The organism is Streptomyces sp. NPDC006510 (genome assembly GCF_040611955.1).
Taxonomy (GTDB): Bacteria; Actinomycetota; Actinomycetes; order Streptomycetales; family Streptomycetaceae; genus Streptomyces.
On record NZ_JBEXPH010000045.1, the window covers coordinates 1 to 23,248 of the forward strand.

17 protein-coding genes and 2 pseudogenes are annotated in these 23,248 nt (G+C 70.6%); 3 read left to right on the forward strand and 16 right to left on the reverse strand.

What is annotated here, in order from left to right:
- From ABZY11_RS16340 to ABZY11_RS16375, 8 genes and pseudogenes are all read right to left on the reverse strand, one after another.
- Positions 1–825, reverse strand: a pseudogene (locus ABZY11_RS16340) (dTMP kinase); the annotation flags it as partial.
- 161 nt (positions 826–986) lie between these two features.
- Complete coding sequence (gene topA, locus ABZY11_RS16345) at positions 987–3,845, reverse strand: type I DNA topoisomerase (RefSeq protein WP_356479774.1); 2,859 nt, start codon at positions 3,843–3,845, stop codon at positions 987–989.
- 330 nt (positions 3,846–4,175) lie between these two features.
- Entirely contained in the window at positions 4,176–4,373 is a 198-nt protein-coding gene (locus ABZY11_RS16350; protein WP_356479775.1) for a hypothetical protein, read from the reverse strand.
- 392 nt (positions 4,374–4,765) lie between these two features.
- A complete protein-coding gene (locus ABZY11_RS16355) occupies positions 4,766–6,280 on the reverse strand; it encodes a class I SAM-dependent methyltransferase (protein WP_356479776.1) in 1,515 nt (504 codons plus the stop codon).
- 189 nt (positions 6,281–6,469) lie between these two features.
- A complete protein-coding gene (locus ABZY11_RS16360) occupies positions 6,470–7,093 on the reverse strand; it encodes a small secreted protein (RefSeq protein WP_356479777.1) in 624 nt (207 codons plus the stop codon).
- A gap of 314 nt (positions 7,094–7,407) precedes the next feature.
- Positions 7,408–9,858: a sodium-translocating pyrophosphatase gene (locus ABZY11_RS16365; protein WP_356479778.1), complete on the reverse strand. Its 2,451-nt coding sequence runs from the start codon at positions 9,856–9,858 to the stop codon at positions 7,408–7,410.
- Positions 9,859–10,191: 333 nt separating this feature from the next.
- Positions 10,192–10,674 carry an ATP-binding protein gene (locus ABZY11_RS16370; RefSeq protein WP_356479779.1) on the reverse strand — a complete coding sequence of 161 codons (483 nt, stop codon included), beginning with the start codon at positions 10,672–10,674 and terminating at the stop codon, positions 10,192–10,194.
- A 530-nt stretch (positions 10,675–11,204) separates the two neighbouring features.
- A complete protein-coding gene (locus ABZY11_RS16375) occupies positions 11,205–11,558 on the reverse strand; it encodes an STAS domain-containing protein (RefSeq protein ID WP_003967428.1) in 354 nt (117 codons plus the stop codon).
- A gap of 78 nt (positions 11,559–11,636) precedes the next feature.
- Here ABZY11_RS16375 and ABZY11_RS16380 point away from each other — a divergent pair, with 78 nt between their 5' ends.
- Positions 11,637–14,198 (forward strand): DEAD/DEAH box helicase, encoded by a 2,562-nt coding sequence (locus tag ABZY11_RS16380; RefSeq protein ID WP_356479780.1) that lies wholly within the window; start codon positions 11,637–11,639, stop codon positions 14,196–14,198.
- On the opposite strand, the pseudogene ABZY11_RS16385 reads toward ABZY11_RS16380, so the two are convergent.
- From ABZY11_RS16385 to ssd, 7 genes and pseudogenes are all read right to left on the reverse strand, one after another.
- Positions 14,176–14,460 (reverse strand): annotated as a pseudogene (locus ABZY11_RS16385) (Rv3654c family TadE-like protein); the annotation flags it as partial. The gene ABZY11_RS16380 and the pseudogene ABZY11_RS16385 sit on opposite strands and share 23 nt — an antisense overlap.
- Positions 14,461–14,594: 134 nt before the next feature.
- Entirely contained in the window at positions 14,595–15,017 is a 423-nt protein-coding gene (locus ABZY11_RS16390; protein ID WP_356479781.1) for a TadE family type IV pilus minor pilin, read from the reverse strand.
- Positions 15,004–15,216 carry a DUF4244 domain-containing protein gene (locus ABZY11_RS16395; RefSeq protein WP_356479782.1) on the reverse strand — a complete coding sequence of 71 codons (213 nt, stop codon included), beginning with the start codon at positions 15,214–15,216 and terminating at the stop codon, positions 15,004–15,006. Before ABZY11_RS16395 ends, ABZY11_RS16390 begins: the two co-directional genes overlap by 14 nt.
- 46 nt (positions 15,217–15,262) lie before the next feature.
- The gene (locus tag ABZY11_RS16400; protein ID WP_356479783.1) at positions 15,263–16,069 is read right to left on the reverse strand and encodes a type II secretion system F family protein; all 807 of its coding nucleotides are present in this window, start codon (positions 16,067–16,069) and stop codon (positions 15,263–15,265) included.
- On the reverse strand, positions 16,066–16,950 hold the full coding sequence (locus tag ABZY11_RS16405; RefSeq protein ID WP_356479784.1) for a type II secretion system F family protein: 885 nt from the start codon (positions 16,948–16,950) through the stop codon (positions 16,066–16,068). Before ABZY11_RS16405 ends, ABZY11_RS16400 begins: the two co-directional genes overlap by 4 nt.
- Positions 16,947–18,095: a TadA family conjugal transfer-associated ATPase gene (locus ABZY11_RS16410; RefSeq protein ID WP_356479785.1), complete on the reverse strand. Its 1,149-nt coding sequence runs from the start codon at positions 18,093–18,095 to the stop codon at positions 16,947–16,949. The genes ABZY11_RS16405 and ABZY11_RS16410 overlap by 4 nt, the downstream gene beginning before the upstream one ends.
- On the reverse strand, positions 18,092–19,153 hold the full coding sequence (ssd, locus tag ABZY11_RS16415; protein ID WP_356479806.1) for a septum site-determining protein Ssd: 1,062 nt from the start codon (positions 19,151–19,153) through the stop codon (positions 18,092–18,094). Before ssd ends, ABZY11_RS16410 begins: the two co-directional genes overlap by 4 nt.
- Positions 19,154–19,717: 564 nt before the next feature.
- On the opposite strand from ssd, the gene ABZY11_RS16420 reads away from it, so the two are divergent.
- Positions 19,718–20,557: an HAD-IB family hydrolase gene (locus ABZY11_RS16420; protein ID WP_356479786.1), complete on the forward strand. Its 840-nt coding sequence runs from the start codon at positions 19,718–19,720 to the stop codon at positions 20,555–20,557.
- Between the two features lie 526 nt (positions 20,558–21,083).
- Here the strand turns inward: ABZY11_RS16420 and ABZY11_RS16425 are convergent.
- The gene (locus ABZY11_RS16425; RefSeq protein ID WP_356479787.1) at positions 21,084–21,908 is read right to left on the reverse strand and encodes an oxidoreductase; all 825 of its coding nucleotides are present in this window, start codon (positions 21,906–21,908) and stop codon (positions 21,084–21,086) included.
- Between the two features lie 102 nt (positions 21,909–22,010).
- Between ABZY11_RS16425 and ABZY11_RS16430 the strand changes: the two genes are divergently transcribed.
- Positions 22,011–23,006 (forward strand): ATP-binding protein, encoded by a 996-nt coding sequence (locus tag ABZY11_RS16430; protein WP_356479788.1) that lies wholly within the window; start codon positions 22,011–22,013, stop codon positions 23,004–23,006.
- Positions 23,007–23,248: the final 242 nt, after the last annotated feature.

Consider the following 23,248-nt stretch of genomic DNA (forward strand, 5'->3'; position numbering starts at 1 on the left):
CCGCCGCAGGCCCTCCAGCGGCGAGCGCGGTCGGGGAGTCTGCGTACCGGGCAGTTCCAGGAAGTACAGGATGGAGACCGACGCCGAGAAGAGCCCGGCCGCGACGTACGAGCCGAGGGCCGCCTGGTGGATGGAGAACCACTCCAGGCCCGAGCCCAGCAGGTTGCCGACGAGGGTGGCGATCAGCAGGACGGCCGCCGCGGCCGGGATCGCGGCGAAGTCGGTACGGATGGAGAGCCGGCGCAGTGCGTCGAGGTGGTCGGGCAGCGGGCGTACCGCGGCGCCCTCGGGGGGCGGGGCGGGCAGCAGCGCGGGGGCGGCGCCGTCCTTGGCGACCGTCCACAGGCGTTCGGCCGCGCCGACGACGAAGACGGTGATGAGGATCATCATGAGTGCCTTGTCGGGCATCCAGTCGATCCACAGCGGCGCGACGACCAGCAGCGCGAGCCGCAGCCCGTCCGTCCCGATCATCAGCCACCGCCGGTCCAGCGGTCCTCCGGGCGCGGTGAGCGTCGTCAACGGCCCGAGAAGTACGGCTCCGAAGAGCAGGGTGGCAAGGATCCGGGCACCGAACACCGCGGCCACGGCAAATGCCGCACCTCGGTACCCGGCTCCGAATGAGCCCTCAAGGACCGCCGCTTGCAGCGACATCAGCACCAGCACGAGAAGGGCGAGTGCATCGCCGGTACTGCCGACGAGCTGCGCGCTCCACAACCGCTTCAGCGGAGGAACACGCAACAGGGCTCGTACGGCGCGCTCGCGTGAGTCTGCGGCAAGTGTGTCGGAGGTGGGGCTCACGACCGTTGGCTGCTCGGCTCGCGTCATCCGCCCAGCCTATCCGGAGCGGTGGGGTCCCCGGGGGCCCCGTCCGAACATATGGGCGCCAGGCACCCCCGGCCCCTCCGGGAGAACCCCCGGCCCCCGGCACGCGAACGCCGGAGGGGCCGGGAAATCCAGCCCCTCCGGCGTACCGGACGCGTTACCGCTCAGTCCTCCACGGACGCCGCAGCCGTCTTCTTCGCCGCGGTCGCCTTCTTGGCGGTCGTCTTCTTCGCGGCCGTCGTCTTCTTCGCCGCGGTCTTCTTGGCCGCCGCCGTGGTCTTCTTGGCAGCGGTCTTCTTCGCGGTGGCCGCGGACTTCTTGGCCGGGGCCTTCTTGGCCGTCTTCTTCTTGGCGGGCCCCTTGGCACGCTTCTCGGCGAGCAGCTCGTAGCCGCGCTCCGGCGTGATGTCCTCGACGCTGTCGCCGGTCCGCAGCGTCGCGTTGGTCTCGCCGTCGGTGACGTACGGGCCGAAGCGGCCGTCCTTCACCACGACCGGAGCCCCGCTCACCGGGTCCGTGCCCAGTTCCTTCAGCGGCGGCTTGGCGGCGGCCCGGCCGCGCTGCTTGGGCTGGGCGTAGATCGCGAGGGCCTCTTCGAGCGTGATGTCGAAGAGCTGGTCCTCGGAAGTGAGCGAACGCGAGTCCGTGCCCTTCTTCAGGTACGGGCCGTAGCGGCCGTTCTGCGCGGTGATCTCGACACCCTCGGCGTCCTCACCGACGACCCGCGGCAGCGACATCAGCCTGAGCGCGTCGGCCAGCGTCACCGTGTCCAGGGACATGGACTTGAAGAGCGAGGCGGTCCGCGGCTTCACGGCGTTCTTGCCGGTCTTCGGGGTGCCCTCGGGCAGCACCTCGGTGACGTACGGGCCGTAGCGCCCGTCCTTGGCGATGATCTGGTGGCCGGTGACCGGGTCCGCGCCGAGCTCGAAGTCGCCGCTCGGCTTGGCCAGCAGCTCCTCCGCGTACTCCACGGACAGCTCGTCGGGCGCCAGATCCTCCGGCACGTCCGCGCGCTGGTGGCCCTCGGCGTCCTTCTCACCGCGCTCGATGTAGGGGCCGTAGCGGCCGACCCGGAGCTTGATGTCGTTGCCGACGGGGAAGGAGGAGATCTCCCGGGCGTCGATCGCACCGAGGTCGGTGACGAGATCCTTCAGACCGCCGAGGTGGTCGCCGTCGCCGTTGCCGGCGTCGGAGGCCGCACCCGCACCGGCCGTGTCGTCGCCCGCACCGAAGTAGAAGCGCTTGAGCCACGGCACGGACTGGGCCTCACCGCGCGCGATGCGGTCGAGGTCGTCCTCCATCTTCGCGGTGAAGTCGTAGTCGACGAGCCGGCCGAAGTGCTTCTCCAGCAGGTTGACCACGGCGAAGGAGAGGAACGACGGGACGAGAGCCGTGCCCTTCTTGAAGACGTAGCCGCGGTCCAGGATCGTGCCGATGATCGACGCGTACGTCGACGGGCGGCCGATCTCGCGCTCTTCGAGCTCCTTGACCAGCGAGGCCTCGGTGTAGCGGGCCGGCGGCTTGGTGGCGTGGCCGTCGACCGAGATCTCCTCGGCGGACAGCGCGTCGCCCTCGGCGACCTGCGGGAGGCGCCGCTCGCGGTCGTCGAGCTCGGCGTTCGGGTCGTCGGCGCCCTCGACGTACGCCTTCATGAAGCCGTGGAAGGTGATCGTCTTGCCGGACGCGGAGAACTCGGCGTCCCGGCCGTCGCTCGCCCGGCCACCGATCTTGACGGTGACGGAGTTGCCGACCGCGTCCTTCATCTGGGAGGCGACGGTCCGCTTCCAGATCAGCTCGTAGAGCCGGAACTGGTCGCCGCTCAGGCCGGTCTCGGCGGGGGTGCGGAAACGGTCGCCGGAGGGACGGATCGCCTCGTGCGCCTCCTGCGCGTTCTTGACCTTCCCGGCGTACGTGCGCGGCTTGTCCGGCAGGTAGTCGGCGCCGTACAGCTGCGTGACCTGCGCCCGGGCCGCGGAGACCGCAGTGTCCGAGAGGGTCGTGGAGTCGGTGCGCATATAGGTGATGAAGCCGTTCTCGTACAGCTTCTGCGCGACCTGCATGGTGGCCTTGGCCCCGAAGCCCAGCTTCCGGCTCGCCTCCTGCTGGAGGGTCGTCGTACGGAACGGGGCGTACGGGGAGCGGCGGTACGGCTTCGACTCGACGGACCGGACGGCGAACGTGGCGTCGGCGAGCGCGGCGGCCAGGGCGCGGGCGTTCGTCTCGTCCAGGTGCAGCACCTGGCCGGAGCCGGACTTCAGCTGCCCGTCCGGGCCGAAGTCGCGGCCCTGGGCGATACGGCGGCCGTCGAGGGCGCTGAGGCGGGCGGCGAGGGTCGACGGGTCGGAGGCGTCACCGGTACGGCCGGTGGCGAAGGTGCCGGTGAGGTCCCAGTACTCGGCGGAACGGAAGGCGATGCGCTCGCGCTCCCGCTCGACGACGAGCCGGGTCGCCACGGACTGGACACGGCCGGCCGACAGGCGCGGCATGACCTTCTTCCACAGGACCGGCGAGACCTCGTAGCCGTAGAGGCGGTCGAGGATACGGCGGGTCTCCTGGGCGTCGACCATGCGCTGGTTGAGCTCGCGCGGGTTGGCGACGGCGGCCCGGATCGCGTCCTTGGTGATCTCGTGGAAGACCATCCGATGGACCGGGACCTTGGGCTTCAGGACTTCCTGCAGGTGCCACGCGATGGCTTCGCCCTCGCGGTCCTCATCGGTGGCGAGGAAGAGTTCGTCGGACTCGGCGAGGAGCTGCTTGAGCTTCCTGACCTGTGCCTTCTTGTCCGCGTTGACGACGTAGACGGGCTGGAAGTCATGCTCGACGTCGACGCCGAGCCGACGGACCTCGCCGGTGTACTCGTCCGGAACCTCTGCGGCGCCGTTCGGCAGGTCGCGGATGTGCCCGACGCTCGCCTCGACGACGTATCCGGGGCCGAGGTAGCCCTTGATCGTCTTCGCCTTGGCAGGCGACTCGACGATGACGAGTCGGCGGCCGCCCTGTGCGGTCTCGCTGGTCGGGGACAACTTCGCTCTTCTCTCCGGTCGACGCTCGGTGGGCATCCGGGCAGCGCGATGACGCTGCCGACGGTGCTGTCGCTGCGGAGTGTGACGGTACAACCCGCCCCCGTGTCAAACGGCAAAAGCCCGCAACGGCCACTCGAACGGTAACCCGACTTCCGCCATTCCTGCCGCCCGGATCGTCCGGTACGCCGTGTGCGCGGTCACTGCCTGCGGGTTTCCGGGTGCTGTGGCGGCACTGCGGGCGCCGGCGGCGGGCCGCGTACGGTCCGGGCGTGTTCCCCGCCACTGCCTGCCGTGTCCCGCGGGTTCCCGGCCCGGCCGGTGGCCGGTGGATCAGATGCGGGTGAAGCACCACACACCGAGGACGAGAAAAAGTACGCCGAACACAGTGGCGAGAGCTGCGGAGACGACGGGGCTCACACCGTGCGCCACCGACGCGCGGTGCAGCACGCGCACCCCCGTCCACAGCAGCAGCGCGGTGCCGAACAGCGTGAACGCCGCTCCGGCGAAGACCGCAGGTCCGCTCTCCATGCCCGTGCGCCTCCCTGTCCGGGCCCGGCCGGGGCGGGTGCCGTCCGGCCAGGGGGAGACTGCCACCCCAGGGCGTCGCCGATGCGAACCCCGGGTGAATGGTCGGATTCATCCGCCTCCGCCCCGGTCGCCCCCCGCTGCCTCTGGCTCGGCCTCCCCGCCGCCTCGCGAACACGGGACGGACACCCCGGAGGACGCCGGTACGCACACCGCCCGGAGAGCCGTTCCGAACCCCATCCGGAATCCGCCCCCTCCGCAACGCTCCGGCGGCGGCAAGCCCGAAACCGCTGATCGCGGGGCCCTTGCTCACGTACGGCGGTGCGCGCCCGAACGGGAGCGGAGCCCGGGCGGACCGGCAGCGCCACCGGACCGGCCGGGCCGGGCCGGGGCGATCAGCCCGCCGAGGGAACCGGCTCCAGAAAGCCCTCCTCGACCAGCAGCCGGATCGCCTGCGGGGTCCGGTCGCGCAACAGCACCGGGTCCTCGTTCATCAACTGGGCGATCGCGTCCAGGATCCGGCCGGCGGGCAGCGTCCCGTCGCACACGCCCGCGAAGCCGGCACCGACGGCGTCGACCTTCGTCGCCCGCCGCATGCCCCGGTTCTGACGGAGCACCACATGCTCCGGGTCCTCCGCTCCCGGCAGGCCGACCTGCTCCTGCACGACCTCGGCGGCCAGGGTGAAGTGCCCGGCCAGGAGCGCCGCGTCGTCCTGCTCGCGGAGGTAGTCCTGACGGGCGAAGTGGGCTTCGACGGCCGGTCCGAGCGGCTGCTCCACCGCGTGCGGCCACTCCTCGATCACGACGGAGGGATTACCGGCGGCGGCCGCGGCGGACTTGCGCAGGGTGATCCAGCCGAAGCCGACGCCCTTGGTCTTGCGGGCCTCGAACTCGTCCAGCCAGGCGTCGTACCGCGCGGCGTACTCGGCGGGGTCCGTACGGTGGTCGCCGCTGTCGCGCAGCCACAGCTCCGCGTACTGCGTGACGTCCTGGACCTCGCGCTGCACGATCCAGGCGTCGCAGCCGTGCGGAACCCAGGAACTCAGCCGGCTCTGCCACTCCTCGCCCTCGACGTGCTGCCAGTTGGCGAGGAAGTGGGCGTATCCGCCCTCGTTCAGCCGGTCGCCCGTCTGCTGCACCAGGGTCCGGCACAGGTCGTCACCGCCCATGCCGCCGTCGCGGTAGGTGAGGCGGGCGCCGGGCGAGATGACGAACGGGGGATTGGAGACGATCAGGTCGTACGTCTCGGTGCCGACCGGTTCGTACAGAGAGCCCTGACGCAGCTCGGCCGGGGCGACTCCGGACAGCGCGAGCGTCAGCCGGGTGAAGTCCAGCGCACGCGGGTTGAGGTCGGTGGCCGTGACCCGGGTGGCGTGCTGCGAGGCGTGCAGCGCCTGGATGCCGGAGCCCGTACCGACATCGAGCGCGGAGGCGACGGGCGTACGGACGGTGATCCCGGCGAGCGTGGTGGACGCCCCGCCGACGCCCAGGACCACGCCCTCCTCACGCGAACCGATGCCGCCCGCGCCGCCGACCGCACAGCCCAGGTCGGAGACGATGTACCAGTCCTGCCCCTCGGGCCCGCTGTACGGCCGTACGTCGACCGTGGCCCGCACCTCGTCGCCGTCGTGGCTCACCCAGCCGTCCTCGACGCACTCGGCCAGCGGGAGCGCGGCGCGGGCCCGCTCGTACGGCACGGGGTGCTGGAGCAGGAAGAGCCGCACCAGCGTGTCGAGCGGGGAGTCGCCCCGGGTGGCGCGCAGCGCCGGGACCGTCTCGCTGCGGGCGAGCGCGGCGTAGGCGGGCGCGCCGAGCAGGTCGAGGAGCCCGTCGGCGGTGAAGGCGGCGGCGAGCAGGGCTTCGCGGAGCCGGGGCGAACGGTCGGGCACGGGGAGACTGGTCGTACTCACCCACCCATTGTGGCCGCTCCCACTGACAACGGCAGCGGCCCGGCGCCCATCGGGGCAGCCGGGCCGTCCGTAACGACGCACCATCCGGCGCGACCGGCCGCACGCGACAGCAACCGTTCGTGGCCGGTCACGCGTCACGGCACCGTTCACGGCCGGCCGCGCGTCACAACAACCGCGGTCGCCGCCCGGTCACGACTTCTTGCTGGGCGAGGCGGACGGCGCCGTGGACGCGGACGGCGCCGTGGAGCCCTTCGGCGGCACCGAGGCCGTCGGCTTCTGGCAGCCCTTCTGCTTCGCCATCGCGGTGCCGACCTCGCCGGACTGAAGCTTCTTCAACGCCTCGTCACCACTGGTGCTGATCTTGTTCAGCTCGTCCGCGATGCCCTTGAGCCCGTCGGCGAACTTCGCCTGGTCCTTCGTCTCCAGGGCGTCGACCTTCTTCTGCAGGTTCGCGTACGCCGCGGAGGAGGCGTTCAGCTCCTTCACGGCCTCCTTCTGCGTGGTCTCACCGCCGTCGACCGGCGGCGGGCCCGCGGAGTCGACCGCCGCACCCAGGGCCTTGTACGCCTGCGAGATCTGCTGGAAGGCGGCCGAGTCGGTCTTCTGGACATCGGCGGGCTTGCTGTTGTCCGCGGTCTGCTGCTGGATGGCGGCGTTGGCGTTCGCGATCTTCTGGAGCTGGGGCTGGACCTGGTCGCAGACCGTCTTGGCCCAGGCGTTCACCTTGTCGCTGTTGTCGTCGCTGCTGCAGCCCGACAGCGTAAGTACCAGTACCGCACCGCCGGACAGCGCGGCCGCAAGCTTCTTGTTCACCGGATCGGTCCCTTCCAAGGCTCTCGGCCCCGGAACTTACACGGCGAGCGCCCTCCATCCGGATGCCGGGCGTCCGATGAGTACTCTTTTGTAGCCATTTGCACCAAGGGAAATGAGGGAGATACAACTCACCCACACAGCCCTCGCCACTCGGGAACGCATGTACGGACAAGCGCCCGAACGGCGGACGGATCTGCGGCGGGCCGACGTCCGGGCCGAAATGCGACCGGGCGGACGACCCATCAGAATGTGTCGCCCGCCCGGCCACTGCTCGGGGATCGGCTAGGCTCCGCCGCCCCGGCCCGGCCGCTGTCTCACGAAACGGCCGCCTGGTCGGGCGACTTGGCCGGCCGGTCTCCTCCTCCGCCCCCGTCACCGGGGTCCTCTCCGTCGCCCACGGCGATTCCGCGCCGCTTGGAGACATAGACCGCGCCGACGATGACCGTGACGGCGAGCACCGCCACCACCGCCCGCACGCCGGCGCTCGCGTCCTGCCCGTAGCTGAACTGCACCACCGCCGGGGCGATGAGCAGGGCGACCAGGTTCATCACCTTGAGCAGGGGGTTGATCGCCGGCCCTGCCGTGTCCTTGAACGGGTCGCCGACCGTGTCACCGATGACGGTGGCGGCATGGGCCTCGCTGCCCTTGCCGCCGTGGTGACCGTCCTCGACGAGTTTCTTGGCGTTGTCCCACGCGCCACCGGAGTTGGCGAGGAAGACGGCCATCAGGGTGCCGGTCCCGATCGCGCCCGCGAGATACGAGCCGAGCGCGCCGACCCCGAGCGTGAAGCCGACGGCGATGGGCGCCAGCACGGCCAGCAGGCCCGGTGTGGCGAGCTCGCGCAGGGCGTCCTTGGTGCAGATGTCGACGACGCGCCCGTACTCCGGCTTCTCGCTGTGGTCCATGATCCCGGGATGCTCGCGGAACTGCCGCCGCACCTCGTAGACCACGGACCCGGCGGACCGCGACACCGCGTTGATCGCGAGACCGGAGAAGAGGAAGACGACCGCGGCACCGAGGATCAGGCCCACCAGGTTGTTGGGCTGCGAGATGTCCAGGCTGAGCGTCATCTCACCGGCCTTGGCCCCCACGTCGTCGACCGCCGTGGCGACCGCGTCGCGGTACGAACCGAAGAGCGCCGACGCCGCCAGGACGGCGGTGGCGATGGCGATGCCCTTGGTGATGGCCTTGGTGGTGTTTCCGACGGCGTCCAGGTCAGTGAGAACCTGCGCACCGGCGCCCGTGACATCACCGGACATCTCGGCGATGCCCTGCGCGTTGTCCGAGACCGGGCCGAAGGTGTCCATGGCGACGATGACACCGACGGTGGTGAGCAGCCCGGTCCCCGCCAGGGCCACCGCGAAGAGCGCCAGCGTGATCGACGTACCGCCGAGCAGGAACGCCCCGTAGACGCCCAGGCCGATCAGCAGCGCCGTGTAGACGGCGGACTCCAGGCCGATGGAGATACCGGCGAGTACAACGGTGGCCGGTCCGGTCAGCGAGGACTTGCCGATGTCCCTGACCGGGCGCCGGCCGGTCTCGGTGAAGTAGCCGGTCAGCTGCTGGATCAGGGCGGCCAGCACGATGCCGATGGCAACGGCGACCAGGGCGAAGATCCGCGGGTCGCCACCGTGCGAGGTGATGGCGCCGTCGGTCACACCGCCCAGATCCGCGTACGAGGACGGCAGGTAGACAAAGACGCCCACGGCCACCAGTACCAGTGAGATCACCGCGGAGATGAAGAATCCGCGGTTGATGGCGGTCATTCCGCTGCGGTCGGCGCGCCGCGGGGCGACCGCGAAGATCCCGATCATCGCGGTGACCACGCCGATCGCCGGGACGATCAGCGGGAAGGCCAGTCCGGCGTCGCCGAAGGCGGCCTCGCCGAGGATGAGCGCGGCGACGAGCGTCACGGCGTACGACTCGAAGAGGTCGGCCGCCATTCCGGCGCAGTCACCGACGTTGTCGCCCACGTTGTCCGCGATGGTGGCCGCGTTGCGCGGATCGTCCTCCGGGATGCCCTGCTCGACCTTGCCGACGAGGTCGGCGCCGACGTCCGCGGCCTTGGTGAAGATGCCGCCACCGACCCTCATGAACATGGCGATCAGCGCGGCACCGAGGCCGAAGCCCTCCAGCACCTTCGGGGCGTCGGCGGCGTAGACGAGCACCACACAGGACGCGCCGAGCAGGCCGAGACCCACGGTGATCATGCCGACCACGCCACCGGTACGAAAAGCGATCTTCATCGCCTTGTGCGAAACGGCGGTGAGATCTTTTTCCGGCTCGCCTTCCACGGGAGTCGCCTCACGCGCAGCAGCGGCCACACGGACATTGCTGCGTACGGCAAGCCGCATCCCGATGTATCCGGTGGTCGCCGAGAAAAGCGCACCCACCAGGAAGAACAACGAACGGCCCGCGCGCTGCGACCAGTTGTCGGCCGGTAGCAGCAGAAGCAGGAAGAAGACCACGACGGCAAAGATGCCGACGGTGCGCAACTGCCGGGCCAGATAGGCATTCGCGCCTTCCTGGACGGCGGCCGCGATCTCCTTCATGCGGTCGGTGCCCTCGCCGGCTGCCAGCACCTGGCGCACCAGCAGTCTGGCGACGACCAGGGCGGCGACGGCGACGACCGCGACAACGATCACGATGACGCGATTGTCATCGGTGAGAACCGCGGCCGCCAGAGAAGCGGATCGGCCGGAAGGTGCGGAAAATGCGGAATCTTGCGCCGGTCCTGCCAGTGGGGTGTTGAAGAACTCCGCCATACGTCCTCCTTGACGCTCAGCGCTCAAGACGTGGACGGATTGTAGGGAGCGGGAGCTGATCAAAACAGTGCGCCGTAAATGTAATTGACCTTCATCGGCCGATCGATAAATGATCGCACCCTCGGATCGAGCCGAATGCAGTAATGGGGCAGGCACATTTTCCGCAGATAATTGATCACACATAAATGAAAAAGGCCCTGCTCAGCAGGGCCCCAAAAGAAGGATCAAGAAATGGATTGCGGAAGAGGCTCGTCCGGACCGGGCCGGGCAAGCCATGCCGGACCGGGGCGGGTGGACCGCCCATGACACCTGTGGCGCCTCAGGGGAGCCTCGTCAGGGCAGTACGGCCACGGGCGTCTTCGGCCAGCTCATACGGATCACTCCGCCGTTGGCTCCCGATCTGACTTCCACATCATCGACAAGGCCGCTGATGACTGCGAGACCCATCTCGTCCTCGCCGTCTGCGTCGCTCTCGCGATCCGGCTCATCCAGCCCCGCGCCGGGCGTGGCGCCGCGTGTCGCGGAGGCTCCGGCGGGTCCGCCGAGAGCGGGGTCGGCCCCGGGGCCGGGCACCTCGTCGGCGACCTCGACGGAGAAGGACTTCTCCTCCTCGATCAGGGCCACGGCGACGGGAGCGGTGATGCCATGGCTGCGGTGCAGCCCGACTGCGCGGCTGCAGGCTTCACCGACGGCGAGTCTGACCTCGTCGAGCACGGCTTCATCGACCCCTGCCCGGCGCGCCACGGCGGCTGCCACGAGGCGGGCCGTCCTGACGTGTTCGGGCTGGGCGCTGAAGCGGAGTTCAACGGTGGCCATGCGATCCCCCTCAGACGTACGGGCGTGCATCCCAGAGGCCCGGGCGCGCTGCCCGGCGTCCCTGCTCTTCTTCCGACCTGCTCATCTTCCGGCCTACTTTTCTTCCGGATCCGACGTACAGCTGTCGACCGACGGACGGACAGACGTTCATCCGGCAGTCCGGCAGCCCGGCCACTCGCAAGCGACCGATCACCGAACGGCCTGGCCGACGGACTGCCCAACGACAGACCACCGGCCGGCCGCCGAACGGCTCGCGCCGACCGGCCGGCCCACTGACCAGCCGACCAGCCGGCTCGCTGATCGGTCGGCTCGACCGTTGGCCGACCGTATCCCGTCGAACGCCGACCGGCCCGATCCGGCCCGGCCGTCCGGTCGAGGCGCCGGTCACCCGGCTCCCCGATGTCCGATCGACCGTCCGGCCAACTGCCCGACCGGCCGATCGGTCTGCCTCACGGCAGTCGGCCGCCGGGCACACTCGCGTCGCACCGGCCGCCTGGCGGGCCACCGGTGCGCCGATCGCGGGCCGACCGTCAGTCGGTGGCCGCAACGGCCTCATCGACCGTGGTGTGAATCGGGAACACCTTGGTCAGACCCGTGATCCGGAAGATCTTGAGAATGCGCTCCTGGTTGCAGACCAGGCGCAGCGAGCCCTCATGGGCCCGGACACGCTTCAGGCCACCCACGAGCACGCCGAGTCCGGTGGAGTCGAGGAAGTCGACGCCTTCCATGTCGACAACCAGGTGGTAGCTGCCGTCATTCACCAACTCGACCAACTGCTCGCGCAGCTTGGGCGCGGTATACACATCAATCTCGCCACCGACCTCGACGACCGTACGGTCGCCACCAGGGCCGGACACATTGCGAGTCGACAAGGACAGGTCCACGGATCCTCCAGCACCTTGCTATCGAGCGGTCGCCCCTCGGTCTCCCCGGCGGAGCCAGGGAACGGATCGCCAGCCGCGATGGCATTCAATCACTTACCAGCAGCCATGCACGACGGCTTGGGGCCATTGTCCGTCACGCCAGTGACACACTCGGTGCCGATGGCCAAGAATCACCGCCCCAGTCGACCACCCGGGAACAGCGACACCAGTCACTCTCCCGCCATGGTCCTCGACCGGCTCGCCGCAGTGGCGGGCCGGTCCGCGCGCATCACTCATACGGAGCACTTGCCCCCGCGTGCGGGAACCCATGCCATCTGGCCCGATCGCATCCGGCCGGAAGTTGTCGCTGCGATCCGGCGGGCCGGAATCGAACATCCGTGGGTGCACCAGGCAGCCGCCGCCGAGCACGCCCTGGACGGCGAATCCGTGGTCATCGCCACCGGCACGGCGTCCGGCAAGTCGCTCGCCTACCTCGCCCCTGTCCTCAGCGCCCTGCTCGACGGCTCCGAGGCTCCGAACGGCCGGGGCGCCACCGCCCTGTATCTGGCCCCCACCAAGGCCCTGGCCGCCGATCAGAGGCGTACCGTGAAGCAGCTCGCGGCACCGCTCGGCAATGCCGTCAGGCCCGCGGTCTACGACGGCGACACCCCGGTCGAGGAACGCGAGTGGGTGCGTCAGTACGCCAACTACGTCCTGACCAACCCCGACATGCTGCACCGCGGGGTACTCCCGTCCCACCCCCGCTGGTCCTCCTTCCTGCGCGCCCTGCGCTTCGTCGTCATCGACGAGTGCCACACCTACCGCGGTGTCTTCGGCTCCCACGTCGCCCAGGTGGTGCGACGGCTCCGCCGTCTGTGCGCCCGTTACGGCGCCGATCCGGTCTTCCTCCTCGCCTCCGCCACCGCGGCGGAACCCTCCGTCGCGGCCGGCCGCCTCACCGGTCTCCCGGTCAAGGAGGTCGCCGACGACTCCTCGCCCCGCGGCGAGCTGGTCTTCGCACTGTGGGAGCCGCCCCTGACCGATCTGCACGGCGAGAAGGGCGCCCCTGTCCGACGTACCGCCACCGCCGAGACCGCCGACCTCCTCACCGATCTCACCGTCCAGGGCGTCCGCTCGGTCGCCTTCGTACGCTCCCGGCGCGGCGCCGAGCTGATCTCCGTCATCGCGAAGGAGCGCCTCGCCGAGGTGGACCGCTCCCTGCCGGCCCGGGTCGCCGCCTATCGCGGGGGATATCTCCCCGAGGAACGCCGCGCCCTGGAGCGCGCCCTGCACTCCGGGGAACTGCTCGGTCTGGCCGCCACCACCGCCCTCGAACTCGGCATCGACGTCTCCGGCCTGGATGCCGTCGTCATCGCCGGCTATCCCGGCACCAGGGCGTCGCTGTGGCAGCAGGCAGGCCGCGCCGGACGCTCCGGGCAGGGCGCCCTGGCCGTCCTGGTGGCCCGCGACGACCCGCTGGACACCTTCCTCGTCCACCATCCCGAGGCGCTGTTCCAGCAGCCCGTGGAGTCGACCGTCCTCGACCCGGACAATCCGTACGTCCTGGCCCCCCACCTGTGCGCCGCCGCCGCGGAGCTTCCCCTCACCGAGCCCGACCTGGAGCTCTTCGGTCCGGCAGTGGCCGAACTGCTGCCGCAGCTGGAAGCCGCGAAACTGCTGCGCAAGCGGGCATCGGGCTGGCACTGGACCCGCCGCGAGCGCGCCGCCGATCTCACCGACATCCGTGGCGAGGGCGGCCGCCCCGTCCAGATCGTCGAGGAGGGCACCGGCCGGCTGCTGGGCACCGTCGACGAATCGGCCGCGCACACCGCCGTCCACGAGGGCGCCGTCCACCTCCATCAGGGCCGCACGTACCTGGTCCGGAAGCTGGATCTGGAGGACTCGGTGGCCCTGGTCGAGGAGGCCGTCCCGCCGTACTCGACCACCGCACGCGACACCACCTCCATCGCCGTCCTGGAGACCGACACCGAGATCCCGTGGGGCGACGGGCGGCTCTGCTACGGCTCCGTGGAGGTCACCAGCCAGGTCGTCTCCTTCCTGCGTCGGAGGCTGATCACCGGCGAGGTCCTCGGCGAGACCAAACTGGACCTGCCACCCCGCACTCTGCGCACCCGCGCCGTCTGGTGGACGGTCACCGAGGACCAGCTCGACGCCGCCCGTATCAACCCGGAGATCCTGGGCGGCGCCCTGCACGCCGCGGAGCACGCGTCGATCGGGATGCTGCCGCTCTTCGCCACCTGCGACCGGTGGGACATCGGTGGCGTGTCCGTGCCCCTGCACCCGGACACCCTGCTGCCCACCGTCTTCGTGTACGACGGCCATCCGGGCGGTGCCGGATTCGCCGAGCGGGCCTTCCACACCGCCAGCACGTGGCTGACCGCGACCCGCCAGGCGATCGCGTCCTGTGAATGCGAGGCGGGCTGCCCGTCCTGCGTCCAGTCCCCCAAGTGCGGCAACGGCAACGAACCACTGCACAAACGCGGTGCCCTGCGCCTCCTCACCGAACTCCTGCGATGCGCACCCCCGGCCCCCGGGCAACCGAGCCCTGCGAAACCGTCGGATCCGGAGCGGGAGTCCGAGGCGGAGGCACCGGCTCCGGAGAGCCGGGAGCAGCCGCCGGAGGACCGGCCCTGGACCTGACCGCCGGTTCGTACGGCCCGAAACTCACCCGGGCCGTCACATCGGCGATCTCCCCGCGCACCGCGCACCGGACCACCACGGCTCCCTGCGCCGCTGCCACCTTCTCGGCGGCCCCGCATGCCGCCCCAGGGCCTTGCAGGGCCCGGTCGGCCGCGGCCAGGGCCGCCAGGTCCGCCGCACCGCCCGCCCGGTGCCGAACGGTCACCACCTGCCCGAGGGCCAGCACGACCGCGAACACCGCGCACAACGTGGCCGTGGTCATCGCCACCCACACCGTGGCCAGGCCCCTGTCCCCGTCCGCCGAGCCCACGCGTCCGCGTGCCGGGCGCAGCCATGCACGGGCGGCTGTACGCAGCCCTGCGAGGGCGGCCGTGCGCCCCCTCTCGCCCGTCCCGTTCATCGCGTCGCCCCGACCGTGTCCTCGGCCAGTGCCGCCGCCTCCGCGTGAAGCGTCAGGGCCAGCGGGCCCGGCCCCGACATCGGCGCCGCCACCCGTACCCGCCACAGCTCCCCGGTCCGTTCCATCGCGATTTCGGCCCCGCCGGGTGCCGCCGAACGGGTGACCTCCAGCACCTGCGCCTCCGGCTCGGAACGGGCCGCCGCCCTCGCCCCGGCCCTCGCCGCGTCCACGCACCGGATCTGGGCGGAGGCGGCCATCAGCGCCCAGACCAGCGCCAGGCCGAACACCACCAGCACCGGAATCGCCATGGCCGCTTCCGCCGTCACCGCACCCCGATCCCTGCGGGCTCCGGCTCCCCCGCCCTCGATACGGGAACGGCCTCCGCCGCACGCCCCGGAACCGCTCTCAGAACTTCGCATCGAGCGCGTCCTTCAGCAGTGACTGCAGTGCGGACATGACCGGCTGGCTGGTGACCACCTTGTAGAGCACCGCCGCGAACGCACAGGCCGCGATCGTCCCCACCGCATATTCGGATGTCGTCATTCCGTTGTCCGACCGGACTCGGCGTGCCATGCCGCGCACCCAGTCCCTGATTCGCCGCGCCATTCCAACCCCCATGGAATTCTTAATTCATATTGAATGGATATTTACTTCTACTTTTCCGTCATCCGGTGTGCAGCAGTCCGGTCGCCAGACCGATCACCACCGGCGCCACCCCGACCGACAGGAAAGCGGGCAGAAAGCAGAGCCCTACGGGAGCGCTGATCCGCACGCCTGCCCGCTGGGCGCGCGCCACCGCCGCACTCGCACGTTCGGCCCGCATCGCCTCGGCCAGCCGTGCCACCGGCTCCGCCGCCGGCGCTCCGGTCGACCCCGCCCGGTCCAGGCAGCGGGCCAGCGCGCTTGCACCCGGTATCTCCCCGAACCGCCCCCAGGCCGCCGCAGGTTCACCACCGAGACGGATCTCCGCGGCCACCCGCGCCAGGCACATGCCGACCGGCCCGCCCAGCGACTCCCCCACCGCCTCCGCCGCCTCCCGGGGCCCGGCCCCGGCGGAGATGCAGGCTGCCAACAGGTCGGCTGCCAGCGGGAGCTGGCGTGCGGCCTCCGCCATCTCCGCGAGCCCGGCCCCCGGTTCGGGGCTGGGTCGGGCCCGCTGCCACCGCCAGGCGCCGTACGCCCCCAGCAGCCCTGCCACGCCCCCTGAGAGGCCGCCGACCAGCACCCAGCCCGCCGCCACAGCGCCCAGTGGCGCGATCCACTCCTTCGTCCGGGCACCAAGTCCCGTATGCCCGCGCCTGCGCTCGCGCCGACGCTCTGGCCGACCGATCGCCAGCAGTGCCGCGCCCCGCCGGCGCACCGTCCGCCTCTGCCGAAACCCCGCCAGAGCAAGGGCCGGGCAGGCGATCGCACTCAGCACCGCGCACACCACCGCCATCAGGTGGACGGCTTCGCCGGTGACCCCGCTCATGCCGCCTCCCCCGCCCGTACGATCCGGGCGGCCCAGTAGAGCCCGGCCGCCTCCAGCAGCCCGCCCGTCGCCAGACAGACCAGCCCGGCCGGGGTATGCAGCAGCACCCTCAACGGATCGGCCCCGAGCGCCGCCCCCAGTCCCAGCCCCAGCACCGGGAGCAACGCCAGCACGGCCACCGTCGACCAGGCCCCCGCCAGTTGGGCACGTAACTCCTCCCGTCTGCGCTGCTCGGCCCGCAACGCGCCCTCCAGGCGGTCCAGACCCGCCGCGAGCCCGGCCCCACCGTCGGCCGCCACCCGCCAGCAGGCCGCCACCCCGGCCAGCCCGTCCAGACCCGGCTCCCGTGCCGCCTGCCCGAGCGCCCCCGGCACATCGCCACCGAATCGCGCCGCAGCCGACACACCGGCCTCAGCAGCCCCCAACACCCCGGTGCCGCGGACGGCGACGAGCAACGCCTGCCCCGGTTCGTGTCCGGCCCGCAACTCACCTACGACCGCGGCGCACAGCGCCACCACCCCGGCCGCCCGGCGTTCCCGCTCCTTGCCCAGGGCCCGTCTCCGCAGCCACCGCCGCACCAGCGGCACCGCCACCGCCCCGGCCAGCAGCGGGAGCACGGACTCCCCCAGCACGGCGACGACCAGCGCCACCGGGAGGCAGAGCCACTCCCGCCGCTCCCTCAACCCCGCCCGCAGCCACGTCCCGGCCCACTCCCAGCGTGCTCGCAACGGCGGCTGCCGAACCGCCTCGTCGACGAACAGCACCCGAGCCCTCCGTCGCCCATGGTCCTGCGCCACCACCAGCCAGACCGCCACCCCGACGCACAGGGCCACCGCACAGCCCGCGCTCGCCGACAGCCCCGTCGGCACACCCCCGGTCACAGCGCACCCCCGACCAGCAACCGCAGCTGCTCCCAGCCCCGCTCCCGCACGAATCCATCGGCACCCCAGCGCAGCGCGGGCACGGTCACCACCAGCCCCGTCGCGTCCCGCTCCAGCACCTGCACCTCGGCGATCCGGCGCAGTCCGGCCCGGTCCCGCACAAGATGAACCACCACCGACAGCGCGGCCGCCAACTGGCTGTGGAGCGCTGTCCGATCCAGCCCCGCCGCCGTCCCAAGGGCCTCAAGACGGGCCGGTACGTGCTCGGCCGCATTGGCGTGAACCGTCCCGCAGCCGCCTTCGTGGCCGGTGTTCAAAGCGGCCAGGAGTTCGGTGACCTCGGCGCCCCGTACCTCTCCGACCACCAGCCGGTCGGGCCGCATCCGCAGCGCCTGCCGCACCAGGTCCCGGAGAGTCACCCGGCCCGCCCCCTCCTGGTTGGCGGGGCGCGACTCCAGGCGCACCACATGCGGATGGTCCGGCCGCAACTCCGCCGAGTCCTCGGCAAGTACGATCCGCTCCCGCTCCCCGACCACACCCAGCAGGCTCGACAGCAGGGTCGTCTTCCCGGCGCCCGTCCCCCCACTGATCAGATACGAGACCCGGGCCTCCACCAAGGCCCGCAGCACCCGGTCACCGCCCGGCGGCACCGTCCCCGCCGCAACCAGCTCCGTCAGCGAGAAGGCCCTGGGCCGCACCACCCGGAGCGACAGGCACGTCGAGCCGACGGACACCGGCGGCAGCACGGCATGCATACGGGTGCCGTCCGGCAGCCTCGCGTCCACCCAGGGGCGGGCGTCGTCCAGCCGGCGCCCCGCCACGGCGGCCAGCCGCTGTGCCAGCCTGCGCACCGCGGCGGCGTCCGTGAAGGTCACCCCGGTGAGTTCTAGACCGCCACCCCGGTCCACCCACACCCGGTCCGGCGCGGAGACCAGCACATCCGTCACCACCGGATCGGCGAGCAGCGGCTCCAGCACTCCGGTCCCGACCAGCTCGCCACGCAACTCATCGGCCGCACCGAGCACTTCGGCGTCCCCGAGCAGCCGTCCCTGGGCCCGCAGCGCGGCCGCGACCCCGGCGGGCGTCGGCGCCGTGCCGCTCTGCGCGAGCCGCTGCCGTACGGCATCGAGCAGCATCTCCGTCATGACTCGCCTCCACCGGCGCGTCCCCCCGCGCCCTCCGATGCGAGCGCCCGTTCCCAGAACGCCGCGCAGAACCTGGCCAGCGGACCGCGCGCACTGCCGCCCGGCGGCGCACCGCCGTCCTGGGCAGCCAGCAGCCCGGCGTCGAGCGGGAGTTCACCGGCGAGCGGCAACCCCAGCGCCTGCGCCACCCACCGCTCGTCGAGGCCCGCCGCGTACGGCCCGCGAGAGACCACCCGCAGGTCGCCCAGGATCATCCCGGCCATCGACGCCACACGCTTCGCCGCCGCTACCGCGCGAAGCTCCCCCGGAACCACCAACAGCCCGAGGTCCAGCTGCGCGAGCGCCTCGGCCACCGATTCGTCGACCCGGCGCGGCAGATCGACGACCACCACCCCGCCGAGCCTGCGTGCCGCGGCCAGCACGGCCTGTATGGCCTGTGGCGGGATGACCACCCAGTCGTCGCGGCCCCAACTGAGCACCCGCAGCCCATGCAGCGCCGGCAGTGATTCCTCCAGTGCGCCCCCGCCGACTCGCCCCTTGGAATGGGCGAAATCCGGCCATCGCATCCCCTCGGCCCGTTCGCCACCGAGCAGCACGTCGATGCCACCGCCGAGCGGGTCGCCGTCGATCAGCATGGTCCGCCGGCCGGCCCTGGCCGCGGTCACCGCGAGAGCACAGGCCAGTGTGGACGCACCCGAGCCGCCCCGTCCGCCGATCACCCCCACGGTGAGCGCCGGCCGGCCCACGCCTTCTGCCGCATTGGCGATCTGGTCGACGAGCCAGCTCTCCGAATCGGGCAGCCTCAGCACGTACTCGGCCCCGATCTCCACAGCGCGGCGCCAGACATCCGGGGCGTCCTGATCCCGGCCAACGAGCATCACGCCCCGCCTGCGCACCGCCCCTCGGCACCGCTGGGCGGCATCGTCGCCCACGAGAACCATCGGAGCCTGTTCCCAGCTGCCTCTGTTTTCGGGCAGTGAGTGATGAACTTCCGGATCCGCTCCGGCTGCCGCACACAGCCGCAGCAGATCGTCGAGCAGTTCCACATCCTCGGTCACGATCAGCGGTCCGCCCCGCCGTGCTCCGGCGGCCGACAGAGGATCCCGTGCGATGGACTCGGCCACGATCTCCGCCCCCTCTCACTGCAGCTTCATCGCGGTTCGCGGTGATCTCGGAGCGTTCCGGGATCGGCGATTCCACAACCCGCGGACTTCGCGGTGGAATCACCGTGCAGCGCTTCGGAAAATCGTGTGGATCTTGCTCGAAAACTGTGGACAACTCCACCGTTGTGAATATCTCTGTCGCTCATACCGGCGACTTCCGGAGCGCAGCACTTCCGCTACGCACCGTGACGAGTCATGATGGTGGAGGACAGCACGAGAAGCGGGCCGTCGCGGCCGAAATGGAGGCAGAATGCTTGATTCCGAACGGCAGAAACGCGTCCGGACATGCGACGACCCCCGCCGGGGGGGAGAGCGGGGGTCGTCCCCACGGCCGACTCGGGGGGGGAGGAGCCGGACCGGGTTAGCACGGTCGCGAACGATCCGTGACTTCCATGGTGTACCCGAGAGCCTTCTCAGGCAAACCCACGCGCCGGAGTTTACGCCGAATGATGTCCCCCTATGCTCTGCCTTGTGGAAAACCGCTTCTTGCCGCGCACAGCCGCCTTCTTTGACCTGGACAAGACGGTCATTGCGAAGTCTTCGACGCTGACCTTCAGCAAGTCCTTCTACCAAGGCGGACTGATCAACCGCCGCGCTGTACTGCGCACTGCGTACGCACAGTTCGTGTTCCTTGCCGGGGGTGCAGATCACGACCAGATGGAGCGGATGCGGGAATATCTCTCCGCACTCTGCAAGGGCTGGAACGTCCAGCAAGTGAAGGAAATCGTCGCCGAGACCCTGCACGATCTGATCGACCCCATCATCTACGACGAAGCAGCGACGCTCATCGAGGAGCACCACACCGCCGGACGCGATGTGGTGATCGTTTCGACCTCGGGCGCCGAGGTCGTCGAGCCGATCGGCGAGCTGCTCGGTGCCGACCGGGTCGTCGCCACCCGAATGGTCGTCGGCGACGACGGCTGCTTCACCGGAGAAGTCGAGTACTACGCATACGGACCGACAAAGGCCGAGGCGATCAGGGCCCTCGCGGTGTCGGAGGGATACGACCTCTCGCGCTGCTACGCCTACAGCGACTCCGCCACGGATGTACCGATGCTGGAGTCGGTCGGCCATCCGCACGCGGTCAATCCGGATCGCGCGCTGCGGCGCGAGGCGACCCTCCGCGAGTGGCCGATTCTCGTCTTCGACCGGCCGGTCCGTCTCAAGCAGCGACTGCCCGCGTTCTCGCTGCCGCCACGGCCGGCACTGGTCGCGGTGGCAGCGGTGGGCGCAGCCGCCGTCACGGCAGGACTGGTCTGGTACACCTCCCGCCGCCGCGCCGCCACGGCCTCCGTCTGACGCACCCCTGGACGGCGGCCAGGCATACGTCGCCCCGGTCAGCGCGAATTATCCAACTCGCCCGTAATTGAACCTAAAAGTAAAGAAGTGGGGCCAGCACTACCGCTCACCCCGGCTCTGGAGTACAAATGACTCAACGGCCCGCGAGACCAAGGACATCCGAGAGGATTACCTGTAACGCAGATACGGCCCCACGGACCGAGCATGAAAGCCGAGCACCCACGCGACGTCGACCCGTCGATTACGGGCCAGCCGCACCAGGGAAACGGGCAAAGCATCCCGACCTGATGGGCATATTTCGAGGACGCATGGTAACTGGGTAGACATGCCAGCGGCGGTACCGAGGACGGTACCGCCGCAACCCTTTTGTCGGGTAGTGAAGTCGACTCGGTGAAGAAAATTCGCTGAAGTTACCGCGATGAAGTTACTTCGGTGGATTTATCGCGCCGCGCACCGCAACTCACACTGTGCCGCACACCGCGACTCACAGGCCCGGCCCGGGATCCAGCCGTTCCACTGATACGTGTTACGCGGCACCGCGCTGCAGCGCCTCGCACACCGCCGTCGACTCCCTGACGCCCAGTTCCACGGAGCGTCCGCAGTGCGCGATCCAGGCCGCCATCCCCTCCGGCGTTCCCGAGAGATAGCCCTCAAACGCCCCGATGTAAGCCGCCCGCCCCTGCTCGGCATGGCCCACCTCGGCGGGACAGATCGACTTGGGGTCGAGCCCGCTCCCGATCAGCACGATCCGCTCGGCGGTCCGCGCGACGAGGCCGTTGTACGAGCCGAAGGGGCGCAGGGCCAGCAGTTCACCGTGCACGACCGCCGCCGTCACCAGCGCAGGTGCCGAAGTGCCGGAGAGAATCAGCCCGGAGAGCCCCTCCAACCGCCCGGCCACTTCGTCGGCGTCCGGCAGTGGCGCCTCGACCAGCGGCTCGTCCACAGGCTCGCCGGCCAGTCTCGGCCGGCCGACGGCATCGTCGGGTGCCGCCCCGCCGGCCGCGACCAGATGCAGCCGGGCCAGCACCCGTAGCGGCGACTGCCGCCAGATGGAGAGCAGTTGACCCGCTTCGGCGGTCAGCCTCAGGGCCGCTCCGATCACATGCGCCTCACCGTCACCGCTGAAGTCGGTGCGTCGGCGCACCTCCTCCAGGTTCCAGTCGGCACCGGACAGCGCCGCCGAGCCACGGGCGCCGCGCAGCGCCGCTTCCGCGGTGACCTCATTGCTGCGGCGCCGCATGACGCGGTGACCGTAGACCCGGTCGACGGCCTTGCGTACGGAGTCCACCGCGTCGGCGACCCCCGGCAGGGCGCCCAGGGCGGCGAGCGGATCAGAGGCAGTCGTACTCATAGGTAACGAGGCTACGCGCACCCTGCGCCGATACCGCCCGGGAGTGGCCTTCTTCACGAAGTGCGACAGCAGACCGCGATCACACCGCTACCCTAGGTGAACATGAAGATCGCTTTCGTAGGGAAGGGCGGCAGCGGCAAGACGACGCTGTCCTCGCTCTTCATCCGCCACCTCGCCGCCAATGAAGCCCATGTCGTCGCGGTGGACGCCGACATCAACCAGCACCTCGGGGCCGCGCTCGGCCTCGATGACCAGGAGGCCGCCGCGCTGCCCGCCATGGGGGCGCACCTGCCTCTGATCAAGGAGTATCTGCGCGGCAGCAATCCCCGCATCTCCTCCAGCGAGACGATGATCAAGACGACTCCGCCCGGCGAGGGCTCACGGCTGCTGCGGGTCCGCGAGGACAACCCGATCTATGACGCGTGTGCCCGTGCGGTCCGGCTCGACGACGGGGACATCCGGCTGATGGCCACCGGGCCGTTCACCGAGTCGGATCTGGGCGTGGCCTGCTACCACTCCAAGGTCGGAGCGGTCGAGCTCTGCCTCAACCATCTCGTCGACGGCCCCGACGACTATGTCGTCGTCGACATGACCGCGGGTTCGGACTCCTTCGCTTCGGGGATGTTCACCCGCTTCGACATGACGTTCCTGGTCGCGGAACCGACTCGTAAGGGCGTCTCTGTCTATCGCCAGTACAAGGAGTACGCGCGGGACTTCGGGGTCGCGTTGATGGTCATCGGCAACAAGGTGCAGGGCGAGGACGATCTGGAGTTCCTGCGCGCCGAGGTGGGCGACGACCTGCTGGTCAGCGTCGGGCACTCCGACTGGGTACGGGCGATGGAAAAGGGCCGCCCCGCTCGCTTCGAGCTGCTGGAGGCGGACAACCGGATGGCTCTGCAGGCGCTGCAGAATGCCGCCGAGGACTCGTACGAGCAGCGGGACTGGAAGCGCTACACGCGGCAGATGGTCCATTTCCATCTGAGGAACGCGGAGAGCTGGGGCAACGAGAAGACGGGCGCCGATCTGGCTGCCCAGGTCGACCCCGCCTTCGTTCTCGACGAGCGATACGCGCAGGACGGCGCCGCTCAGCCCGCCTGAGTCCGCCTCGGCACCCCCGCCGGACGGGTTCGCTCCTCCCGACGAGAGCCGGTACATCCTTGAGCGCCGGACGGGATCGGTTCTCCGACCCGTCCGGCGCTTGACGCGCAGCGCTACTGCCCGCCCGTCCTGCTCATGACGCGTCGGCCACGGCCGAAGGCCGCGCAGCTCAGCGGCCGCGCTCGCCGGTTCCCCCTTTGTGTTTTTTCGCGATCCTGCAAGAGGGCCGCTGACCTCCGGGC